We start from the raw sequence: 19,958 nt of genomic DNA, 5'->3' as shown, positions 1-19,958 counted from the left end.
TGTCCTTGTAACAATTCTCGGACATTTGCCTGTTATACTATTTGCAAAAAGAAAAGGAAGTGAGGATATGAAGCAGATTTTAATTGTCGAGGACGACAGTTTTTTGAATAAGATGTTGGCCTATAACCTGACCGCAGACGGCTACGGCGTGACTTCTGCCCTAAATGCCAGAACCGCAGCCGACGCCATCCGCCAGCGGGAATTTGATCTGGTGCTGCTGGACATCAACCTGCCGGACGGGAATGGGTTTGAGCTGTGCAAGCTGATAAAGCCCCAGTACCCGGACACCATCGTAATTTTCCTGACCGCCAACGATCAGGAGAGTGACCAGATACGGGGCTATGAGGTGGGCGCGGTGGACTACATCACAAAGCCCTTTGTGATCGGGGCCTTGCAGCGGAAAATCAAAGCCATGTTCGCCATGCTGGAACATCACAAACCGGCCAAGGACATTTACGACGACGGGCGGCTGTTTCTGGACTTCTCGGAGCAGACGGCTTCCTTAAACGGCAAGCCCCTGACCCTATCCCTGATGGAATATAAAATGCTGAATCTGTTCCGTAAAAATCCCCGGCAAGTGCTGACCCGTGGGCAGCTTTTGGAAAAGCTGTGGGATATAGACGAAAGGTTTGTAGACGAACACACCCTGACAACCTCCATTAGCCGAATTCGCAGCAAGATCGAATCCGACGGCGGCGCGCCCTACATCAAGACCGTTTACGGCATGGGTTATCAATGGACGGGAGGCGAGGCAAAATGAAGTTTCAAAACCTATCGGTAAAGCGGCTGTTTAGCCGGGTGGCAATAGGACTTGTCCTTTCCATGTCCGGGATCACCATAGCCCTGTTTCTTGTGACAAAACAGACGGCGGTGCTGCTGACTGGCGGGGCGCTGCTACTGTGCGCCCTTGTGGGGATTTTTGTACTGACGCAGGCGTTTGGAAAGCGGCTGTCGCAGTTTACCGCTAACCTGTGCCAGACTTTAGACCACATGATCGCCGGAAATGAAGCACCCCAGCGGCCAGAGGACAGCGAAACCCAGCTTGCCAGAATCGGACACCGGTTGGCAAGGCTTTACCAGATCATGCAGGAGAACCGCCGCCGGGTGGACGAGGAACGGCAGGAGTTGCAGACCCTTGTATCGGATATTTCCCATCAAGTGAAAACGCCGGTAAGCAATCTGAAAATGGCGACGGACACCCTGCTGGAAAAGCCTATGACCGAGGCGGAGCGCACCGACTTTATCCGGGGAATCCGCAGCCAGACGGATAAGCTGGACTTTCTCTTTCAGGCCCTTGTGAAAACCTCCCGTCTGGAAACAGGCGTGATCCAGTTGGACAAGAAACCGGGTCGCCTCTTTGATACCGTGGCGCAGGCCATGAGTGGGATCGTGTATGCAGCGGAGAAAAAGGAAATCGCCGTGTCTGTGGACTGCCCGGAGGATTTGACCGTTTCCCATGACAGCAAGTGGACATCCGAAGCCCTCTTTAACCTGCTGGACAATGCGGTGAAGTACACCCCGGCGGGAGGGAAAATCGCTGTGTCGGTGGTGCTGTGGGAAATGTATGTGGAGATCAAAGTGACCGACACCGGCAAGGGCATTTCCGAAAGCAATCAGGCTGCCATCTTCCGGCGCTTCTATCGTGAGGAAGAAGTACACGAACAGCAGGGCGTGGGCATTGGCCTGTATCTGGCCCGCGAGATCGTAACGCGACAGGGCGGCTATATCAAAGTGGTTTCGGAGCCGGGCAAGGGTTCGGAATTTTCCATTATGCTGCCTACAAAATAGAACGCGGCGGACGGCCATTCCCGGCTGCCCGCCGTAAATTTTTTTGAAATGTCCGAGCGTTGTAACATTTCACCCCGATTTTCAATGAAATTTTTTGGCCGCTGTAACATTTCGCGGACATTTGGGTTTTATAATACCCTTATCAACAGGCAGGAAGCCTTGAAAGGAGTTTTGAATATGAGCGTTTTACAGACTATCGACCTGAAAAAGTATTATGGCACAAAGCCGAACATTACCCACGCCCTTGACGGTGTGAACTTCTCCGTGGAGGACGGCGAGTTTGTGGCTATTGTGGGAACATCTGGCAGCGGCAAATCCACCTTACTTCACATGATGGGAGGGCTGGACACACCCACTTCCGGCAATGTGATTGTCCGGGACAAAGAACTGTCGAAAATGAACGATGAACAGCTTACTATCTTCCGCCGCCGCAACATCGGCTTTATCTTTCAGAACTATAACCTTGTTCCCATCCTGAATGTGTATGAGAACATCGTCCTGCCGGTGGAGCTGGACGGGGACACGGTGGATCAGAAGTTTTTGGACGAGATCGTTCATCTGCTGGGGCTGGAAGATAAACTGAAAAATATGCCGAACAATCTTTCCGGCGGACAGCAGCAGCGTGTGGCTATCGCCCGCGCCTTGATTACCAAACCGGCTATTGTGCTGGCCGACGAGCCGACCGGCAACCTTGACAGCAAGACCAGCGCCGAGGTGCTGGGGCTTATCAAGCGCACCAGTGCAGAGTTCCGGCAAACTGTTGTGATGATTACGCACAATGACGACATTGCCCGCCTTGCAGATCGGATTGTCCGCATTGAGGACGGCAAGATTGTGGAGTAAGGAGGTGGCAGGCTATGACATGGCCTTTTGAGAATGATACCAGCGCCATTACAAAGAAGCTGGCAAAGAAAAGTTTGCAAAGCGAGAAGCGCCGGAATCTGATGGTGGTGATTGCCGTTGCGCTGGCGGCATTTCTGATCTGCTTTACGGGAATTGTGTCTACCTCCCTGACACAAATGCAGCGCAATCAGGTTGTCGATACTTATGAGGCGGTCTGGCTGGGCGTAGAGGAAAACGACATTGAAACCCTGAAAGGACTGCCGGAGTTTGAGCGCGTAGGCGGCTACTATATGCTGGGTGAGGAGCTTTCAGAACAGGGCTATCATGCGTCTTATGTGTATTGCGACGCGCAAATGATGGAGATTACCAAGGCGCAGATGGAGTTGTTAGAGGGCCGGGTTCCTGAAAAAGCAAATGAAGTTGTTGTAAGCGAATACTTTCTTTCCACCTATGGAAACAATGCCAAGATCGGGGACACTGTGACCTTAGATACAGAGAGTTTTCATGGTGATTATGTCGTTATCGGCATTATGGACAGCGTAAATGAAAAAGAAGCGAATACCTGCGCTATCATTCTTTCCAACGCTGCCCTGACAGGATGGAAAGGGTTTGACCCGACTGGCTATCGCGCCTATGTCCATTTCAAAAACAGCGACCAGTTGGGCGAAGAACTGATGACCTCTTATTGCAGGGAGATTGCGGAGGAATATCAGCTTCCTATGCCCAAAATGAACAGCAAGTATTTTGCCTATGCTTCTAAATCCTTTGATTTTGCACTGATGGCTGGCGTGATTACCATTGTTCTGATCGGCGGCTATATTGTGATCCAGAGTATCTTCCGTATCTCCATCAATGACAAAATCAAGAGCTACGGGCAGCTTCGGACGATTGGTGCAACGCCAAAGCAAATCAAGCGGATTGTAAAGCGGGAGGGGCGTAAACTCGGCAGTATCGGGATTTTGATTGGTACAGTGCTGGGTGTATGCGGCGGTTTTCTTTTGTTTCCCAAGGGATTTAATGCTGTTTCCTATGTGGCAACGATTATTTTGACACTCATAAGCAGTTGGATCATGGTATCTGTTTCCATCCGTAAGCCGATAAAAATTGCGGCAGGGATTTCCCCGATTGAAGCCGTCCGTTTTACCCCGGCACAAAAGGACATCCGAAGCCGAAAAAAGAATATCAAGCTCAATCCTGTTTCAATGGGAATTGCGAATTTTAAGCGTGACCGAAAAAAGACCGTTGCTATTGTAGCCTCATTGAGTTTGGGCGGAATTATTCTGCTTGTGGTATCCTCCATTGTTTTGCTGCGTTCTCCAGAGGCGCTTGCAAGACGGTTTTTCCCGGACGGCGACTATAAAATTTATTTGGATTCTGAAATGACAGAAGAAAAGGTTATGGCAGCGGGAAATCCGTTGAATGAAGAATTAAAACAGGAAATCTTATCTATTGATGGTGTTACAGATATAATTCCAAGCAGACAATCTCTCTATGCAACCCTTAAGACGGACATTTACCAAAGCGGTGGTATGTGTGATATGCTGACCGACCAGAATTATGCAACAGTTGAAGCGGCTCTGACAGCAGGAACGATGCCAAAAGATTCCCGTAGTATTGTAATTGACTATAATGTGCTAAAGCAGAATGAGGATATGGGTGTTGGTTCAACAGTTGACTTTTATTTTGGAGAGGGGCAACCGCCTGTTTCCGTCACTGTATCAGGATTGTTTGATTCCAACAAGACGCCTTCCGGGCATGGAAAACTGGCCCTCGATGGAGTACTCTTTTTCGCACCAGAAGCATTGTTCCATGAACTGCACCCGGAAATCGCTTCTTTCGACTATTCATGGAGCATTGTAAACGATCCGAAAAAAACGGACTATGTGGGAGCTGAATTGAAAAATATTGTTGCCAGCCATAGTAATATTGCCTTAGATGAAATCAATACAGTGATTGAATATGAAGAAATGACAAATTCTTTTGCGTTTGGCAGTATGGAGATACTTTCATGGTTGGTATTTCTCTTTGGCGTTATCAACCTTATCAATACGACACTCTCTAACCAGATAGCCCGAAAGCAGGAAAACAGTATTCTGCGTTCTATCGGCCTAACACAAAAACAGCTATGTGAAATGAACATCTGTGAGGGGCTGTGCTATGCGCTCTTTGCAACATTGGCGACGCTGATCGTTGGGCTTCCGGCTTCCATCTTTGCTTGCAGAAAAATGAGTATAGGAGCTTTTGCCGGAAATGTAGTGCCTTACAAATTCCCGGTTTTGGAAATGGGACTGTTCATTCTGGTATTGTTCGGAATGGAACTGATCTTGTCTGTATGGACAATCCGCAGACAGAAAAAGCAATCCCTGATCGAACAAATGCGGGCGATGGAATAACCGTATGGGATCGGCGGGGCGGCGTGTGCTGCCCCGCTTTTTTCGCCATTTCTCAAAAAATTTTTGAAATGTCCGAGCTTTGTAACAATTCAGCCTGTTTTTTTGTCGAAATCAAAGGCACCTCGGACATTTATAGTTCTTCCAAAAGTTTGATGATAATATTACCATTCATGGAAGAAGCAATCTGTTATTGCAATAATGCGAAATTGACGATAGAAAGTTTTTCATATCTCGGTCAGCTCAACAATTACATTACTCTGCTGATACAGCCAGTCCGTAAATTCTTTCGGGCTGGCCGTTCCTGTTTTTACAGCCTTTTTTCTCTGTAAGGCTTCTTTCTTAAAGTCGGAAAAGGAAGCCTGTATTTTTTCCAGACGGTCAGCCGGAAAGCCTGCGGTATTTTTTACCCGGTTTATTTTGTTGCGCCAGTTCTGGCATTCATTTTTATAAAGCAGGTCATAGTTATTTTCTCTTGCCCTCTCGTCAAATTCCCGCTTGTTTTGAAGCGCCTGTGCTTTTCGGCACTTGTCGCTGCACAGCTCATACCGCTGGCTCTTTGCCAGAAAATATTTTCCACAGACCTTGCACCGCCGGAAGCAAAGCCCCCAGTCATTCAGCCTGTTCAGATAATAGGTAATCAACGGGTAGAGGGACGCATAGGCAGACACACATTCTTCTGTGCGCCGGTTGTCCGGGAACCAGAGGTCAAGCCGGGTATCTTCTGACGGTGCGCCTTTGAAATAAAGGCTGCCAGCTTGAAATTGTTTCGGTTTTCCTGTCTCCCTGTCAAAGCTCATGGTTTCGTTTTGGAATACCCCGGTCAGTCTGCTCATTTTATCCATGAAGCGGTCACAGGCAGCGTTACGGTCACGGGGTTCTCTGGCAAGCAGATAGCTGTTCCAGATACGGAACGCCACATACATTTTCAGAGGGTCGTTGCTAAGATATTTCTCCCAAAGAAATTCGCTTGCCGCCTGCTCCAGCTCCGGCTGTTTCCATCGGTTGGAGTGGAGAGCTTGCCGCAGCGGAGAAAGCCCGTATAAGTTCCAGTCTCTGTCCGTGTCACGCTCAAAGTTTATCAAAAAAGTTCCCAGTGGGCGTGTCATATCACAAAGCACCTCTGCGTTTTGGCTCCCGTTCAGACGGAAGCGGATCTGCTGTTCTTCCCCAATCAAAATCCGCTCTTTCATTTTCTTCCTGTCCAGCGTCAGGACAAACAAAATCCTCTCAAAACATGGCTCATGCCGTATAAACTGATTCTCCATCCCTATCCCCTGCCTTTGTTTATGGTAATTATATAATTCAGTTATATCCGTTACACTCATGGTATCGCAGAATCATTGTTTTGTCAAGGATAGTACGCTATGATGATTGCGGTTGGTAATTTCGTACCGCACAGTACATTGACAAGTGAATGACCGTCCAAAAGGGATATGACCGGCAGGAGAAGTGACGCATTCGGCGCACCAATGCAGGGAAACACCGCAGGAATGGGGCAGGAAAACGGCTTTTGGGGAGAACGGCAACAGGAAGCATTTTAACCTATTTGATTTATGGGAGGAACAGAATGAACGATAAAAAGAGATTGAACAGCTACGAGGATTTACCGCTGGTTCTGGATGTGGCGGACATTCAGTGGATTATGGGAATTTCAAGAGCGAGCGCCTATGAGCTGGTACACACACCCGGCTTTCCAGCGTTCCGCAGGGGCAGACTTATCAAGGTCAGCAAAATTGCTTTCTTTGAATGGATGGCAAAAGGCTCCGAAACCGTACCGGGAAGCGACAAATAAGCGTGAGGTATCATTCCCTGACTTGCAATACTGCCGCACTTTCCAAAGGGGCATACAGAGGGAAAAAAACTTAAAAATGATACCGAGACGCTACATCAAAACAGCCTATCTGCGTACATCAGATAGAAACGGAGAAAGGAGCCGGTTATGGCAAGAATGAGTAACAAGCGGCGGTTGGAATGGTCTTTCTTCTTAAATGACCGCAGCCGTATCACTTACAACGAACTGTGCCGGAAATGCCAGCACGAATGTAAACAGAGCTTCCGGGCGGTTGTGGTTGACTGCCCGAAGTATCTTTCCAAGCGTTCCAAGAAAAAGGACAAGACTGCCGGAAACGGCAAAATCCCTTAGGAACTAAGGGCGCACTTCTATACATAGTCTAAAGACCATGTATCGTGCGTCCTGCGGAGCTTACCTCTGCCGCTGATAAAATCAGCAATCCGAGGCCTGCGTTCGCTTCGCTCCGACAAGGTGGCTACACCCCCTTGCGCCGCTAAAGCGGCTATCCCCTGTGTACTCGCCGCAAAGAGAAATCCGCTCTGCGGTTTTCCCTTTTCATCGGGTTTTATAGAAGCACTGACACACGGACTGTCTGCGGATGGTCTTTCTTTATCTTATCAGCAAAGGATGTGAGAACATGGAAAAATCTTTGGAACAGTTGAAGCAGGAATATGAAAAAACCACTGTCCTGCTGGAACAGGAAAAACGGAAAATGCAGCGTTTGAAAAACCGGCAGGCGTATCTGGAAAGCGGTTCCCGGAAACAGAGGACGCACCGGCTGATTACCCGTGGGGCAGCTATTGAGAGCATTGCACCACAGACAAAGGAGCTATCCGAAGCGGAATTTTATTCCCTCATGGAAAGCATTTTGAATCTGCCGCAGGCGGAGCATTTCATCCGGTCTGCCACAGAGAACCACGCCCGTATTTCCGGGCAGGAGAAAGGCGGTGACTAAGGATAGCACTTTATCATTTTTCAATCGCACAGATCAAGCGCAGCGCCGGTCAGAGCGCCATTGCCAGCGCAGCCTATCGAGCCGGGGAGCGTCTTTACAGCAGCTACTATGGAGAAGTCAGCGACTACACCAAAAAGGGCGGCGTGATCGCTTCGGAAATCATGCTGCCGCCCCATGCGCCGGAAATATATCTTGACCGGGCGACCCTCTGGAATGCTGTGGAGAACTGCGAGAAACATCCAAAAGCACAGCTTGCCTATTCCTTTGATATTGCCATGCAGAATGAATTGACGCTGGAAGAAAACATGGAGCTGGCGAGGAAGTTCGTACAGGAGCAGTTTGTGACAAAAGGCATGATTGCCGACCTTGCTTTTCACAGCCCGGAGAAAGAGGACGGCGGCATCCCTAACCCGCATTTTCATGTGATGACAACCATGCGCCCTTTGAACCCGGATGGCACATGGGGACAAAAACAGCGTCGGGAATATCTTCTTGATGAAGATGGAAACCGAATCCGGGATAAAAACGGCGATTATATGTTTAACGCTGTCCATACAACAGACTGGCATGAGCCGGAAACGCTGGAACACTGGCGGGAGCAGTGGGCGGCTGCCGTTAATACAAAATTTGAGGAAAAAGGGCTGGATGTGCGTATCGACCACCGTTCCTATGTGCGGCAGGGGCTTGACCTGATACCTACTGTCCACGAGGGAGCTAATGTCCGGCAGATGGAAGCAAAGGGCATCCGCACCGAGAAAGGGGAACTGAACCGCTGGATTAAAGCCACCAACCGGCTCATGCAGGATGTGAGGAAGAAGATCAAAGCCCTGTTTGTCTGGATGGCAGAGGTAAAAGAAGAACTTTCCAAACCGCAGACACCGAGCCTTGCCGACCTGTTGATCGCTTATTACAACCAGCGCAACGCAGGGGCATGGAGCAATAAAGCCAGAACCGGAAACTTAAAGCAGTTTGCCGAAGCCGTCAATTATCTGACGGAAAACAAGCTGCTCACATTAGAGGATTTGCAGGAGCGTCTTTCCTCTGTCAACGAAGAATTTGAAGCGTTAAGCGACTCCATGAAAAAGAAATCTGCCCGGATAAAGGAATTGCAGGAATTGATACGGGAGGGCGAGAATTACCAGCGGCTAAAACCTGTTCATACGGAATTGAACAATATCAAGTTTAAGAAACAGAGGGAGAAATTTGAAACATCCCACGATGCGGAGTTACGGCTGTTTTATGCCGCCCGCCGTATTTTGAAAGAAAAACTGGACGGAAAACCCATTGCCCTGAAAGCATGGAAACAGGAATACGCACAGTTAAAAACAGAGTATGCCGAACTGTCTCCGCAGCACAAGCCACTCCGGGAGGAAGTCATACGGCTACGGCAGGTGCAGAACGCCGTAGATACCGCACTGCGCCGGAGGGAGCAGCCACAGGCAGTACAGAGAAAGAAACATGAGATGGAGCTATGATATAATCGGCAGCTTTACCGCTACCAGTATTTTTATGGAGGGAGCATTTGAATGTATTTGAAGCGGTGAAACAGTCTGTTACCACTCGGCAGGCTGCTTCATTCTATGGAATCCGGGTGGGGAGAAACGGCATGGTCTGCTGTCCATTCCACAATGACCGCACGCCCAGCATGAAAGTGGACAGCCGCTTTTACTGCTTCGGCTGCGGGGCTTCCGGGGATGTGATCGACTTTGCCGCTTTGCTGCATGGATTGGGGAAACGGGAAGCTGCGGTCAGGCTTGCGGAGGACTTCGGCGTTTCCTATGAGAAATCCGGCAATGCGCCGCCAGATAGGAAGCGTCACAACAGGTCACAGCCCCGACAAAAATCAGCGGAGCAGAGATTTCAGGAAACGGAACGGTATTGTTTCCGGGTGCTATGCGATTATCTGCGCCTGCTGGAGCATTGGAAAACAGCACACGCCCCACAGCCGCAGGATGCCATCTGGCATCCTCTTTTTGTGGAAGCGTTGCAGAGGATAAGCTACACAGAATACCTTTTGGATATTTTGTTATACGGAGAAATAGAAGAAAAAGCGGCATTGATCGCCGCACAGGGAAAGGAGGTGTTGCGGCTTGAACAGCGAATTTCAGAGCTTGCCGCCGGAAACGCAGGAAGCGGTCAAAAGGACGATGGACACAATGGAACCGGCGCAGACACCGGCAGAAATCCGGGAAACATTAGAGGGGACGCAGAAAGGCGGCGTGAAGAACAGCATCCGAAACTGCCTGACGGTGTTCCAGCGTGACCCTCTGTTTCGCGGGGCGCTGCGCCTGAACCTTTTGACGGAGCAGATTGACATTGTGAAGCCGCTGGGCTGGGAGCGCACCAGTACCACGCTGACCGACATGGACATGAACTACCTGCTTTTGTATCTGGAAGAAAATTACGGGCTTACCAGCGAGAAAAAGGTGCAGAGCGCCATCAAGATTGTTGCCAATGAAAACCGCTACCATCCAGTCAGGGATTACCTGAACAGCCTGCAATGGGACGGCACAGAGCGCATCCGTTACGCCCTGCATCACTTTCTGGGAGCCGATACGGACGAATACACCTATGAAGCCTTGAAACTGTTCCTGATGGGAGCCATCCGGCGGGTATTCAGACCGGGGAGCAAGTTTGAGGTCATGCTCTGTCTGGTTGGTGGTCAGGGAGCCGGGAAATCTACCTTTTTCCGGCTGCTGGCAGGCAGGGACGAATGGTTTTCAGACGATTTGAAAAAGCTGGACGATGAAAATGTGTACCGCAAGCTGCAAGGGCATTGGATTATCGAGATGTCGGAGATGATTGCCACAGCCAACGCCAAGAGTATTGAGGAAATCAAGTCATTCTTAAGCCGCCAGAAAGAAACCTACAAAGTGCCGTATGAGACACATCCGGCAGACCGGCTGCGGCAATGTGTATTTGGAGGGACGACCAACCGGCAGGACTTTTTGCCCCGTGACCGCACCGGCAACCGGCGCTTTCTCCCCGTGACGGTGTACCCGGAACGGGCGGAGGTTCACATACTGGACGATGAAGCGGCGGCGAGGGCGTATATCGAACAGATGTGGGCGGAAGCCATGACGGTTTATCGCAGTGGGAAGTATAAGCTGTCATTCAGCATGGAAATGAACCGATACCTGAACGCCCACCAGCAGGACTTTATGCAGGAAGACACACAGGCCGGCATGATCTACGCCTATTTGGAGGACTACACCGGCGACAGGGTATGTTCCAAGCAGCTTTATGAGGAAGCGCTGGGGAACTTAAATTCCCCGGCAGACTGGGAGACACGGGCAATCTGCGAGATTATGAATACCGGCATTGCGGGCGGCATCATACAGGGCTGGGTAGCCTACAAAAGCCCGAAGCGGTATAAGAAATACGGTTCTCAAAAAGGCTGGGAGCGTGTCAACCAAGCTCCGCCGGAGGGGGACGGTTTTCAGGAAATCACGGAAGAAGAAGCCCGGCAAATGGAACTTCCATTCTGAAAAGCCACCGGTTGACAGTTTGGTTGACGCTTTGGTTGACAGCCGGTTGACGGGGAAAAGCCTGATATTTGGGGCATTTCTCTCCTTTGTCAACCATGTCAACCAAGAAATCAAAGAAAAAGTAAAAAGTAATAATAGAGCGCCTATGGATTGTTTTCAAAGTCTTTTCTGCCGGTTGACACGGTTTGGTTGACACGGAGACAGTCTGCGGCTGTACACCTGTCTGACATTCCCTTGTCGGGCATATTTCATTTATGGAGGTAACTGCCTATGGCAAAAAGCAAAAACGAGAGCAATAACAAAAACAGCGGCACCCTGCTTACCGAAAAAGACGGCACCCAGTATTTTGTCATGGGGAAAGTCCGTATCAAGGTATCGGAGCATTTCGCACAGGATGGGAAGCCGCTTGACAGCCTGCTGGAAGATGTGATCCAGCACGCTGCCGCCGCTTCCTGAAAAAATACGGAATAACGACTGTCAATCAGCCCACGCTTATGATATACTTGTACCAGCGAGTATTGTATAAGCGTGGGTTGTTTCTTTTAGAAGGAGGATTTTTAACCGTGAAACAACCATACAATACAACGATTTATAACACTGCACTATATTTGAGATTGAGCCGTGACGATGAATTACAGGGGGAAAGCGGCAGTATCCAGACCCAGCGCATGATGCTTAGACAGTATGCCGCAGAGCATGGGCTGACCGTTGTAGACGAGTACATTGACGACGGATGGAGTGGGACAAATTTCGAGCGTCCAAGTTTCCAAAGGATGATTGATGACATCGAAGACGGGAAAATCAACTGCGTTGTCACAAAGGACTTATCCCGTCTGGGAAGAAACTATATCCTGACCGGTCAGTACACGGAAATCTATTTCCCCAGCAAGGGAGTACGCTACATTGCCATCAATGACAATGTGGACACCATCAACGGAGAAAGCGAGCTTGCACCGTTCTTAAACATCCTGAATGAAATGCACGCCCGACAGACCAGCAAAAAGGTCAAGGCTGCCATGCACACAAGATTTGCCAATGGCGCACACTATGGAGCCTATGCACCGCTGGGCTATGTAAAAGACCCGGACAAAAAAGGTCATCTTCTGATCGACCCGGAAACACGCTGGATTGTAGAGAAGATTTTTGACCTTGCTGTACACGGGCGTGGAGCCGCCAGCATTACACGGATTCTGGTGGAGGAAAAAGTACCTACCCCCGGCTGGCTGAACTATGAAAGATACGGGACTTTCGCCAATATCTACGCCGGTGCGCCCGCAGAAAAAGCCTATGCGTGGACGATTGCACAGGTCAAGAGCATTTTGAAAGAGGAAACCTACATCGGTCACAGCGTTCACAACAAGCAGAGCAACATTTCATTCAAGAACAAGAAAAAGGTGCGGAAGCCGCAGGAAGAATGGTATCGTGTGGAAAATACCCACGAAGCCATCATTTCCGAAGAAGTGTTCCAAAAAGTTCAAGAGCTGATTGCAAGCAGACGCAGGAAACGCAGAAACGGTACGACACAGATTTTCGCAGGATTGATAAAATGTGCAGACTGCGGATGGTCTTTAGCCTATGGGGAAAACAAGCAGAACAAAAACCCATACGGGTACTACCATTGCAGCAAGAACGGACAGGGATTACGCCAGTGTTCCATGCACTATATCCGCTATGATGTACTGTATGCCTATGTGCTTGCAAGACTGCAATACTGGTCTATGCTGGCACAGAAAGATGAGGACAAGCTGCTGAAACGGCTGCTCAATGTCAGCGACAGGGAAAGGAACTCTGCGAAGAAAAAGCAGGCTGCGGAGCTGAAAAAGGCAGAGAAGCGTAAAGCCGAGGTTGACGGGCTGTTTGCTAAAATGTATGAGGACTGGTCTGCCGGACGCATAACCGAGTATAACTTCAATATGCTGTCCGAGAAGTACCAGAACGAGCAAAAGGAGCTTGAAACAAAAATAAGACAGCTTCACGAAATGATGGAAGCCGCCGTACAGACCGCAGCGGATGCTGAAAAGTGGATTGCCCTAATGAAACAGTATGTCAACCCTGTGGAGCTGACCGCCGAACTTCTGAACACTCTAATTGAAAAAATAACCGTCCACGAAGCTGTCAAGGGCGAGGATGGAAGCCGTGAGCAGGAAGTAGAAATCTACTACCGCTTCATCGGCAAAATCGACTGACCTTTCTTTTTTACCCAACAATATCTTTAATTAAGGGAAACGGGAATAAATATGCCAGATCTCAGTGTACTTGTTCAACTTGCTGAATATTACGATGTTGAGATGAGAGAGCTCCTGGATGGAGAAAGGAGCCAGACTATGAATAAAGAGATGAAAGAAACACTGGACAAAGTTGTGGTGTATGAAGGATGGGTGAAACAAAAAGCATTAAAGGCTGGAAATCTTGCATTTGCATCAATGTTTGTGATTGGTGTGTTAGCGATTATTATTCAGATGCTATTAATGGTGGATACTCGTTTGGTTTTGGGAGAGATAGTAACTGTCTTAGTAGGAGGAATCCTATATGTAGCTATTATGGTGTATAATGGAATATGGGATAAATGCCTGCCAAAAAGTGCTGCTACATGGCGGAATTTTCTCACCAGTGTAATATGTGCAGGAATTTTTACAGTCATCTATGGTATATGTTTATTTAGAATGGGAGCTACAGAAACACAGATAACACGATTGGCATTGGGATTTCTGATAGGTATTACTATTGTGTCATTTATTATTCTTAGGACCTTAGCATTTATTAATCGAAAAAGAAATCAGAATTCACCAAATGTTCAGGAGAGAAAAGAAACTTCCCAATCTAAGACAGAATGGACAAAGATTTATAATGCACAGAATATAGTAGAGACAGAACAGCTCGTAGAAATGTTAAAGCAAAGTGAAATAGAAGCTTTTTCCCAGGAAGCAGGTGCGAATGTTGCAATGCATGGGGCACCCGGATTTGGAATATATGGCGTGGATATATTCGTGAAAACCGATGATACAGAGAAGGCAGTACAGCTGATCAAGGAGATTAATAACCAAGAGAATGAAGAAATTTTTTGACATTGTCACATATGCGTGCTAATATGATTATAGAAAAAGTGTGCTGCCGATAGGCGGTTAGTCCACATACTTAATTGATTGAAAATAACCGTTCAGTTTGCGAGGCTGGGGCGGTTATTTTTGTGTCTTGTTATTAACTTTGCCGAATACCTTTGAGGAACGAGGGAGTGAGATATATGGAGCAATTATTGATTGTTGAAGATGATATTGGTTTGAATCAAGGTTTATGCAAAGCACTGAAAGTAGATGATCGGAAGATCATTTCCTGCCAAGACCTGAAAACGGCGAAGGAACAGCTGCTTTGCGGCGGTGTATCCCTGATCCTGTTGGATATCAATCTGCCGGATGGCAGTGGGCTTGAGCTGCTCCGGGAGGTCAAGGAAAACATGCCCGGAGTTCCTGTTATTCTGCTGACTGCCAATGATACCGATCTGGACATCGTAGACGGACTGGAGAGGGGCGCTGATGATTACATTACCAAGCCCTTTTCTCTTTCGGTTTTGCGGGCAAGGGTGAATACCCAACTGCGAAAGCAAGCGTCAAACCATAAAAATGCGTCGATCCATATTGATCTATTTCGCTTTGACTTTGAGGCTATGACCTTTTATGTGGGAGATTCAAAAGTGGAATTGAGTAAAACAGAACAAAAATTACTGCGTCTGCTTGTTGAAAATCGTGGTCGAACCATGACCCGTGGAGACCTTGTAGACCGGATCTGGACAGATGGCGCAGAATATGTGGATGAAAATGCTTTGTCTGTTACGATCAAGCGTCTGAGGGATAAGCTAGGTGCACAGAAATACATTAAAACCATCTATGGAATTGGTTATAGCTGGGTGATAAAAGATGAATAAAACCGGCATTGTGATCATACTGCTGTGTTTTCTGGCGGCAGCAGCTGTTGTATTATGGGAGCGGAGAAAGGTCATAAAAACGATGGAAGAAATCGAAAGGATGCTGGACGCCGCCATGACCGGATCCTTTTCTGAAACAACTTTTGATGAAAGCCAGCTGTCTGCTTTGGAAACAAAGTTTGCACACTATCTTTCTGCCGCAGAAGCATCTTCTCAAAATATAGCACAGGAAAAAGACAAAATCAAAACCTTGATTGCGGACATCTCCCACCAGACAAAAACACCAATTGCAAATCTGCTGTTATACAGCGAGCTTTTGATGGAGGAAACTCTGCCTGCATCGGCGAATGCAAATGTGGAGGCGCTGTATAAACAATCGGAAAAGCTGCGATTTTTGATCGATTCTCTCGTAAAGCTTTCCAGATTGGAAAACGGGATCATTTCACTCGCTCCTCAGCAAGCAGCGCTACAGCCGCTGCTTGAAAGCGTAGTAGAACAATATGCCGCCAAGGTTTCTGAAAAAGGATTGTCTTTGCAACTGCAGGATACCGATGCTTTTGCTATATTCGACTTCAAATGGACAGCGGAAGCGCTGGCTAATATCGTAGACAATGCCATCAAATATACAGAACATGGCACCATTACTATTTCTGCTGTAAGCTATGAAATGTTTGCAAGGATTGATATATCGGATACTGGCACAGGCATTTCGGAAAGTGAGCAAGCAAAGATCTTTGCCCGCTTTTATCGTTCAAAGTCAGTTCGGGAGCAGGAAGGGGTCGGCATTGGCTTATACCTTGCCCGACAGATCATATCCGGCGAGGGTGGTTATATCAAGGTTGCTTCCGTTCCGGAAAAAGGAAGTACGTTTTCCATGTTTCTGCCGAAATAACAACAATTCTATCAAAATTGTTAGATTTCATTTTCCGCCGGAAAGAATGTGGAAAGAATCTTATGCGATAATCTGTATGTATCAAAGGATCGTTTCCTTTCATACATACAGATTTTTTCATGGAGGTACTCATTTATGGAAGTTTTACAGGCAAAAAACCTGAAAAAGATTTATGGCTCCGGCAATAACACCGTTCATGCGTTGGATGGAGTTGATTTAAGTGTGAAGAAGGGCGAATTTGTTGCAATTGTCGGCACATCCGGCTCCGGCAAATCCACGCTGCTGCACATGCTGGGCGGGCTGGATCGCCCTACAAACGGCACGGTCATGGTGGATGGACAGGATATTTTCTCCCTGAAGGAGGAGGCGCTGACCATCTTCCGCCGCAGGAAAATCGGCTTTGTATTTCAGAGCTACAATCTTGTTCCGGTGCTGAATGTATATGAAAATATCATTCTACCCACTGAACTGGATGGCGGAAAGGTAAACAAGGCTTTTGTGCAGCAGATCATGCAGACGCTTGGACTGAGCGACCGTCTGGATGCCCTGCCCAATCAGCTCTCAGGCGGTCAACAGCAGCGAGTAGCCATTGCCCGTGCGCTGGCGGCAGCACCCGCTATCATTCTGGCAGATGAACCGACAGGTAATCTGGACAGCAAGACCAGTCAGGATGTTTTGAGTCTGCTGAAGGTGAGCAGTCAAAAATTTGCCCAGACCATCGTGATGATCACCCACAACGAAGAGATTGCCCAACTATCTGACCGGATCATCCGCATAGAAGATGGCCGCATTGTCACGGGGCGATGAGGAGGTGACCGTGATGAAGGTAAGAAATCAAAAATGTATTCGAAAGCTCAGCTTAAAATCCCTTTATGCGAACCGCCGCCGCAATCTGATCGCCATTTTTGCCATTGCGCTGACAACGATGCTATTTACGTCCATGTTCACCATTGTCTTGTCGTTGAACGCCAGTTATGAAACCTACCAGTTTCGGCAGGTAGGTGGCTATGCACACGGTACCTTTAAAGATGTTTCCCCCGAGCAGGCGGAACGTATCGCTGCTCATCCAAAGGTGAAGGCTGCGGGGGCACGGAAGGTGATCGGCATCACTGTGGATGGTGTCTTTTCCAAAACGCCTGCAGAGATCAGCTACATGGATGCCAACTGCACCAAATGGAGCTATGCCACCCCTACTACCGGGCGGATGCCCGAAAGCGGCAAAGAAGTAGCCATGGATACGGCAGCGTTGCAGCTGCTTGGCGTAACGCCGGAGCTGGGCGCCGAGGTCACGGTTTCCTATTCCATCACGGACAAGGATCAAACCGCCTTTACTGTAACAGATACCTTTACGCTGGTGGGCTATTGGGAATATGATGAACTAATGCCTGTTCACTACATCAACATCAGCCGTGATTACGCAGATGACATCGAAGCGCAGGCAGTGAAAACAGGGTTACAGCCTTTCCGCACCGATTTGAATGTCATGCTGGCCTCCAGCACAAATATTCAAGGGCAGATGGAGCAGGTGGATACCGATCTTGGCTACACATGGGACAGCTATACCGATCCCAACAGCGTCCGGATCGGCGTCAACTGGGGATATACCTCATCCCAGCTGGAGTCACAGCTCGATCCAGAGCTGATGATCGCCATAGCAGCTTTTTTGCTGCTGGTGATTTTCACGGGGTATCTTATCATCTATAACATTTTTCAGATCTCTGTTGCAGGGGATATCCGGTTTTACGGACTTCTGAAAACCATTGGTACAACGCCCCGGCAGCTCAAACGTATCATTCGCCAGCAGGCACTTCTGCTTTGTCTGATCGGCATTCCGGCAGGACTGTTGCTGGGCTACGGCATCGGCGCTGTTCTGGTACCTGTTGTCTTGCGCTCCACCCAGTTGGATGCAGGCATCACCACCATCAGCACTTCGCCTGTGATCTTCCTTGGTTCCATGCTGTTTGCCCTGTTGACGGTGCTTTTGTCCTGTTCCAAGCCCGGAAAAATGGCAGCCAGGGTCTCTCCGGTAGAGGCTACCAAATATACGGATGCGATACAGACTAAGAAAAAACAGCGCAGCACCCGGGGAGCCAAGCTCCATCAGATGGCCTTTGCCAATCTGGGACGAAACAAGAAAAAGACGGTGCTGGTGGTGGTGTCTCTGGCACTGTCGGTGACACTGTTCAATGCGCTGTGTGCCTTTGTGGGAGGCTTCAGCATGGAGAAGTATGTATCCTCCATGACCTGCGCCGATTTTATCGTCAGCACTCCCGACTATTTCCGTTTCAACCCGGCAGATGAATTCATCACGCCAGAACAGATCGAGGAGATCGCAGCAAACACAAAGGCCAGTCTTTCCGGCACGGGATATGCTGTGCGAAAAACCGCATACCTGTGGATGACGGAGGATGCTCTGCGGCAAGACTATGCAAGGTACGAAAGTGCCGAGCAGTTGGACAGCCATATGAGCCGCATGGAGCACCGGGGCAATATGGTGATGGGAGATACCAGAATCGAGGCTCTGGATAACAGTCTGTTTGACAAGCTGCAAGTGTTCAACGGAGATATTTCTCCTATGCTGGAGCCGGACAATAACGCCATTGCCATTGCGGTTTCTTTGGATGATTACGGCAATCTGCCCAATCCTGAATACTACCCCAAGGTGGGAGACACGATCACGGCTACCTATGCGGATGATGTGAAATATATCGACAGTCGCACCGGGGAACTGTGCAACGAAGACACACCGGAGGAGTACCTTCAGGCAAAATTGTATGGGGCCAGAGATGTAGAGTACACGGTCTGCGCCTTGGTAGAACTTCCGAACTCCATGGGTTATCGTTATGGTGGTATTGGATATAACGCAGTTTTGCCTGTGGACACCGCACAGAGGGACAGCGGTGGTGCAGTCGTTCCGATGCTCTACCTGTTCGACACAGCGGACGAAGCTGACGAGGCCGAAGCAGAGCAATATCTGTCAAAGCTCACGGCCGGTGAGTTTTCGCCCTTGATGTATGAAAGCAAAGCCACGGTTCGCTCTGAGTTTGCTCAGTTCCGGCAGATGTTCCTTCTGATCGGTGGTATCCTCTGTGCTATCATTGGGCTGGTGGGACTCTTAAATTTCTTCAACGCCATGATGACCGGTATTCTTTCCCGCCGCCGGGAATTTGCGGTGCTTCAGGCTGTAGGAATGACGCCCCGACAGCTCAAAACCATGCTGATCTACGAGGGGTTGTTTTACGCAATGTCTTCCGTATCGGTGGCCTTTGTGCTTTCACTGGCGGTGGGACCTCTTGCGGGGAAAATGCTGGGCAGTATGTTCTGGTTCTTTGAGTATCGTTTCACCGTTCTGCCTGTCCTGCTGACAATTCCGGTATTTCTTCTGCTTGGGTGGCTGATTCCTTGCATGATGTATGATAACGTAGCAAAATGCAGCATTGTAGATCAGTTAAGGGATGCTCAATAATTGTTAAGCCAAAATTAGCCCTCTGTCAATAAAAAGGCTGAGGGCTGGAATTCAAATAATAATCAAAGTGACCATTACACTTGCCAGCGGCAAGAAACAGGTCATTTCCGTTACTGTGCAGAAAACAACGGTAAGAACAACAAAGATCACCGGAATGAAATCAAGCGTGACCGTTGCAAGAAATAAAAAACTTACGCTGAAACCGGTCATCAGCCCGATCACTTCCCAGGAGAAAGTTACCTACAGTTCTTCAAATAAGAAGATAGCAACGGTAAGTTCCAGTGGTGTGATCACTGGAAAGAAAAAGGGAACAGCCTATATCACAGTGAAATCTGGAAATAGTTGCAAAAAAGTAAAAGTAGTTGTTAAATAAAAATGATTTAAGCAGGAGCTGCCTTTCATGAATACATGGAATGGCAGCT

The 19,958-nt window shown here is 48.6% G+C and carries 19 protein-coding genes; 18 read left to right on the top strand and 1 reads right to left on the bottom strand.

What is annotated here, in order from left to right; genetic code table 11:
- Nucleotides 1-67: 67 nt before the first annotated feature.
- The 4 genes from DWX28_RS15950 to DWX28_RS15935 all read left to right on the top strand — a co-directional run bounded on the left by DWX28_RS15950 (nt 68) and on the right by DWX28_RS15935 (nt 5,024).
- The gene (locus tag DWX28_RS15950) at nt 68-760 is read left to right on the top strand and encodes a response regulator transcription factor (RefSeq protein ID WP_064786815.1); all 693 of its coding nucleotides are present in this window, start codon (nt 68-70) and stop codon (nt 758-760) included.
- The gene (locus tag DWX28_RS15945) at nt 757-1,788 is read left to right on the top strand and encodes a sensor histidine kinase (protein ID WP_116704912.1); all 1,032 of its coding nucleotides are present in this window, start codon (nt 757-759) and stop codon (nt 1,786-1,788) included. The genes DWX28_RS15950 and DWX28_RS15945 overlap by 4 nt, the downstream gene beginning before the upstream one ends.
- A gap of 177 nt (nt 1,789-1,965) precedes the next feature.
- Nucleotides 1,966-2,631, top strand: a complete 666-nt coding sequence (locus DWX28_RS15940) for an ABC transporter ATP-binding protein (protein WP_116704911.1) — start codon at nt 1,966-1,968, stop codon at nt 2,629-2,631.
- Between the two features lie 14 nt (nt 2,632-2,645).
- Entirely contained in the window at nt 2,646-5,024 is a 2,379-nt protein-coding gene (locus DWX28_RS15935) for an ABC transporter permease (protein WP_118253781.1), read from the top strand.
- A 224-nt stretch (nt 5,025-5,248) separates the two neighbouring features.
- On the opposite strand, the gene DWX28_RS15925 is transcribed toward DWX28_RS15935, so the two are convergent.
- Complete coding sequence (locus tag DWX28_RS15925; RefSeq protein WP_116704909.1) at nt 5,249-6,289, bottom strand: DUF6076 domain-containing protein; 1,041 nt, start codon at nt 6,287-6,289, stop codon at nt 5,249-5,251.
- 302 nt (nt 6,290-6,591) lie between these two features.
- On the opposite strand from DWX28_RS15925, the gene DWX28_RS15920 reads away from it, so the two are divergent.
- The 14 genes from DWX28_RS15920 (at nt 6,592) to DWX28_RS20040 (ending at nt 19,909) form a co-directional block, all read left to right on the top strand.
- Nucleotides 6,592-6,816, top strand: a complete 225-nt coding sequence (locus DWX28_RS15920; protein WP_024726897.1) for a helix-turn-helix domain-containing protein — start codon at nt 6,592-6,594, stop codon at nt 6,814-6,816.
- Between the two features lie 147 nt (nt 6,817-6,963).
- Entirely contained in the window at nt 6,964-7,167 is a 204-nt protein-coding gene (locus tag DWX28_RS15915) for a hypothetical protein (protein ID WP_004614949.1), read from the top strand.
- 286 nt (nt 7,168-7,453) lie between these two features.
- Nucleotides 7,454-7,771, top strand: a complete 318-nt coding sequence (locus DWX28_RS15910; protein ID WP_008816380.1) for a DUF3847 domain-containing protein — start codon at nt 7,454-7,456, stop codon at nt 7,769-7,771.
- A 2-nt stretch (nt 7,772-7,773) separates the two neighbouring features.
- Nucleotides 7,774-9,246, top strand: a complete 1,473-nt coding sequence (gene mobQ, locus DWX28_RS15905; protein WP_074104019.1) for a MobQ family relaxase — start codon at nt 7,774-7,776, stop codon at nt 9,244-9,246.
- 47 nt (nt 9,247-9,293) lie between these two features.
- Nucleotides 9,294-10,034 carry a CHC2 zinc finger domain-containing protein gene (locus tag DWX28_RS15900; RefSeq protein ID WP_014079457.1) on the top strand — a complete coding sequence of 247 codons (741 nt, stop codon included), beginning with the start codon at nt 9,294-9,296 and terminating at the stop codon, nt 10,032-10,034.
- A complete protein-coding gene (locus DWX28_RS15895) occupies nt 9,919-11,259 on the top strand; it encodes a virulence-associated E family protein (protein WP_009321442.1) in 1,341 nt (446 codons plus the stop codon). Before DWX28_RS15900 ends, DWX28_RS15895 begins: the two co-directional genes overlap by 116 nt.
- A gap of 270 nt (nt 11,260-11,529) precedes the next feature.
- Nucleotides 11,530-11,715, top strand: coding sequence for a hypothetical protein (locus DWX28_RS15890; RefSeq protein ID WP_004849804.1), 186 nt, complete (start codon nt 11,530-11,532; stop codon nt 11,713-11,715).
- 107 nt (nt 11,716-11,822) lie between these two features.
- Entirely contained in the window at nt 11,823-13,445 is a 1,623-nt protein-coding gene (locus DWX28_RS15885; RefSeq protein ID WP_071431012.1) for a recombinase family protein, read from the top strand.
- A 51-nt stretch (nt 13,446-13,496) separates the two neighbouring features.
- Complete coding sequence (locus DWX28_RS15880) at nt 13,497-14,324, top strand: putative signal transducing protein (protein ID WP_243002452.1); 828 nt, start codon at nt 13,497-13,499, stop codon at nt 14,322-14,324.
- A 176-nt stretch (nt 14,325-14,500) separates the two neighbouring features.
- The gene (locus DWX28_RS15875; protein ID WP_118253773.1) at nt 14,501-15,178 is read left to right on the top strand and encodes a response regulator transcription factor; all 678 of its coding nucleotides are present in this window, start codon (nt 14,501-14,503) and stop codon (nt 15,176-15,178) included.
- Nucleotides 15,171-16,070, top strand: a complete 900-nt coding sequence (locus DWX28_RS15870; protein WP_118253770.1) for a sensor histidine kinase — start codon at nt 15,171-15,173, stop codon at nt 16,068-16,070. Before DWX28_RS15875 ends, DWX28_RS15870 begins: the two co-directional genes overlap by 8 nt.
- A gap of 135 nt (nt 16,071-16,205) precedes the next feature.
- Nucleotides 16,206-16,877 (top strand): ABC transporter ATP-binding protein, encoded by a 672-nt coding sequence (locus DWX28_RS15865; RefSeq protein WP_118253767.1) that lies wholly within the window; start codon nt 16,206-16,208, stop codon nt 16,875-16,877.
- A gap of 13 nt (nt 16,878-16,890) precedes the next feature.
- A complete protein-coding gene (locus DWX28_RS15860) occupies nt 16,891-19,536 on the top strand; it encodes an ABC transporter permease (protein WP_118253764.1) in 2,646 nt (881 codons plus the stop codon).
- Nucleotides 19,537-19,603: 67 nt separating this feature from the next.
- Nucleotides 19,604-19,909: an Ig-like domain-containing protein gene (locus DWX28_RS20040; RefSeq protein ID WP_242997103.1), complete on the top strand. Its 306-nt coding sequence runs from the start codon at nt 19,604-19,606 to the stop codon at nt 19,907-19,909.
- The last annotated feature ends 49 nt before the right edge of the window (nt 19,910-19,958 follow it).

The sequence above is a fragment of the Blautia sp. AF19-10LB genome (assembly GCF_003461245.1).
Classification (GTDB): Bacteria; Bacillota; Clostridia; order Lachnospirales; family Lachnospiraceae; genus Blautia_A; species Blautia_A intestinihominis.
This window is presented reverse-complemented; position numbering and strand designations above follow the sequence as displayed.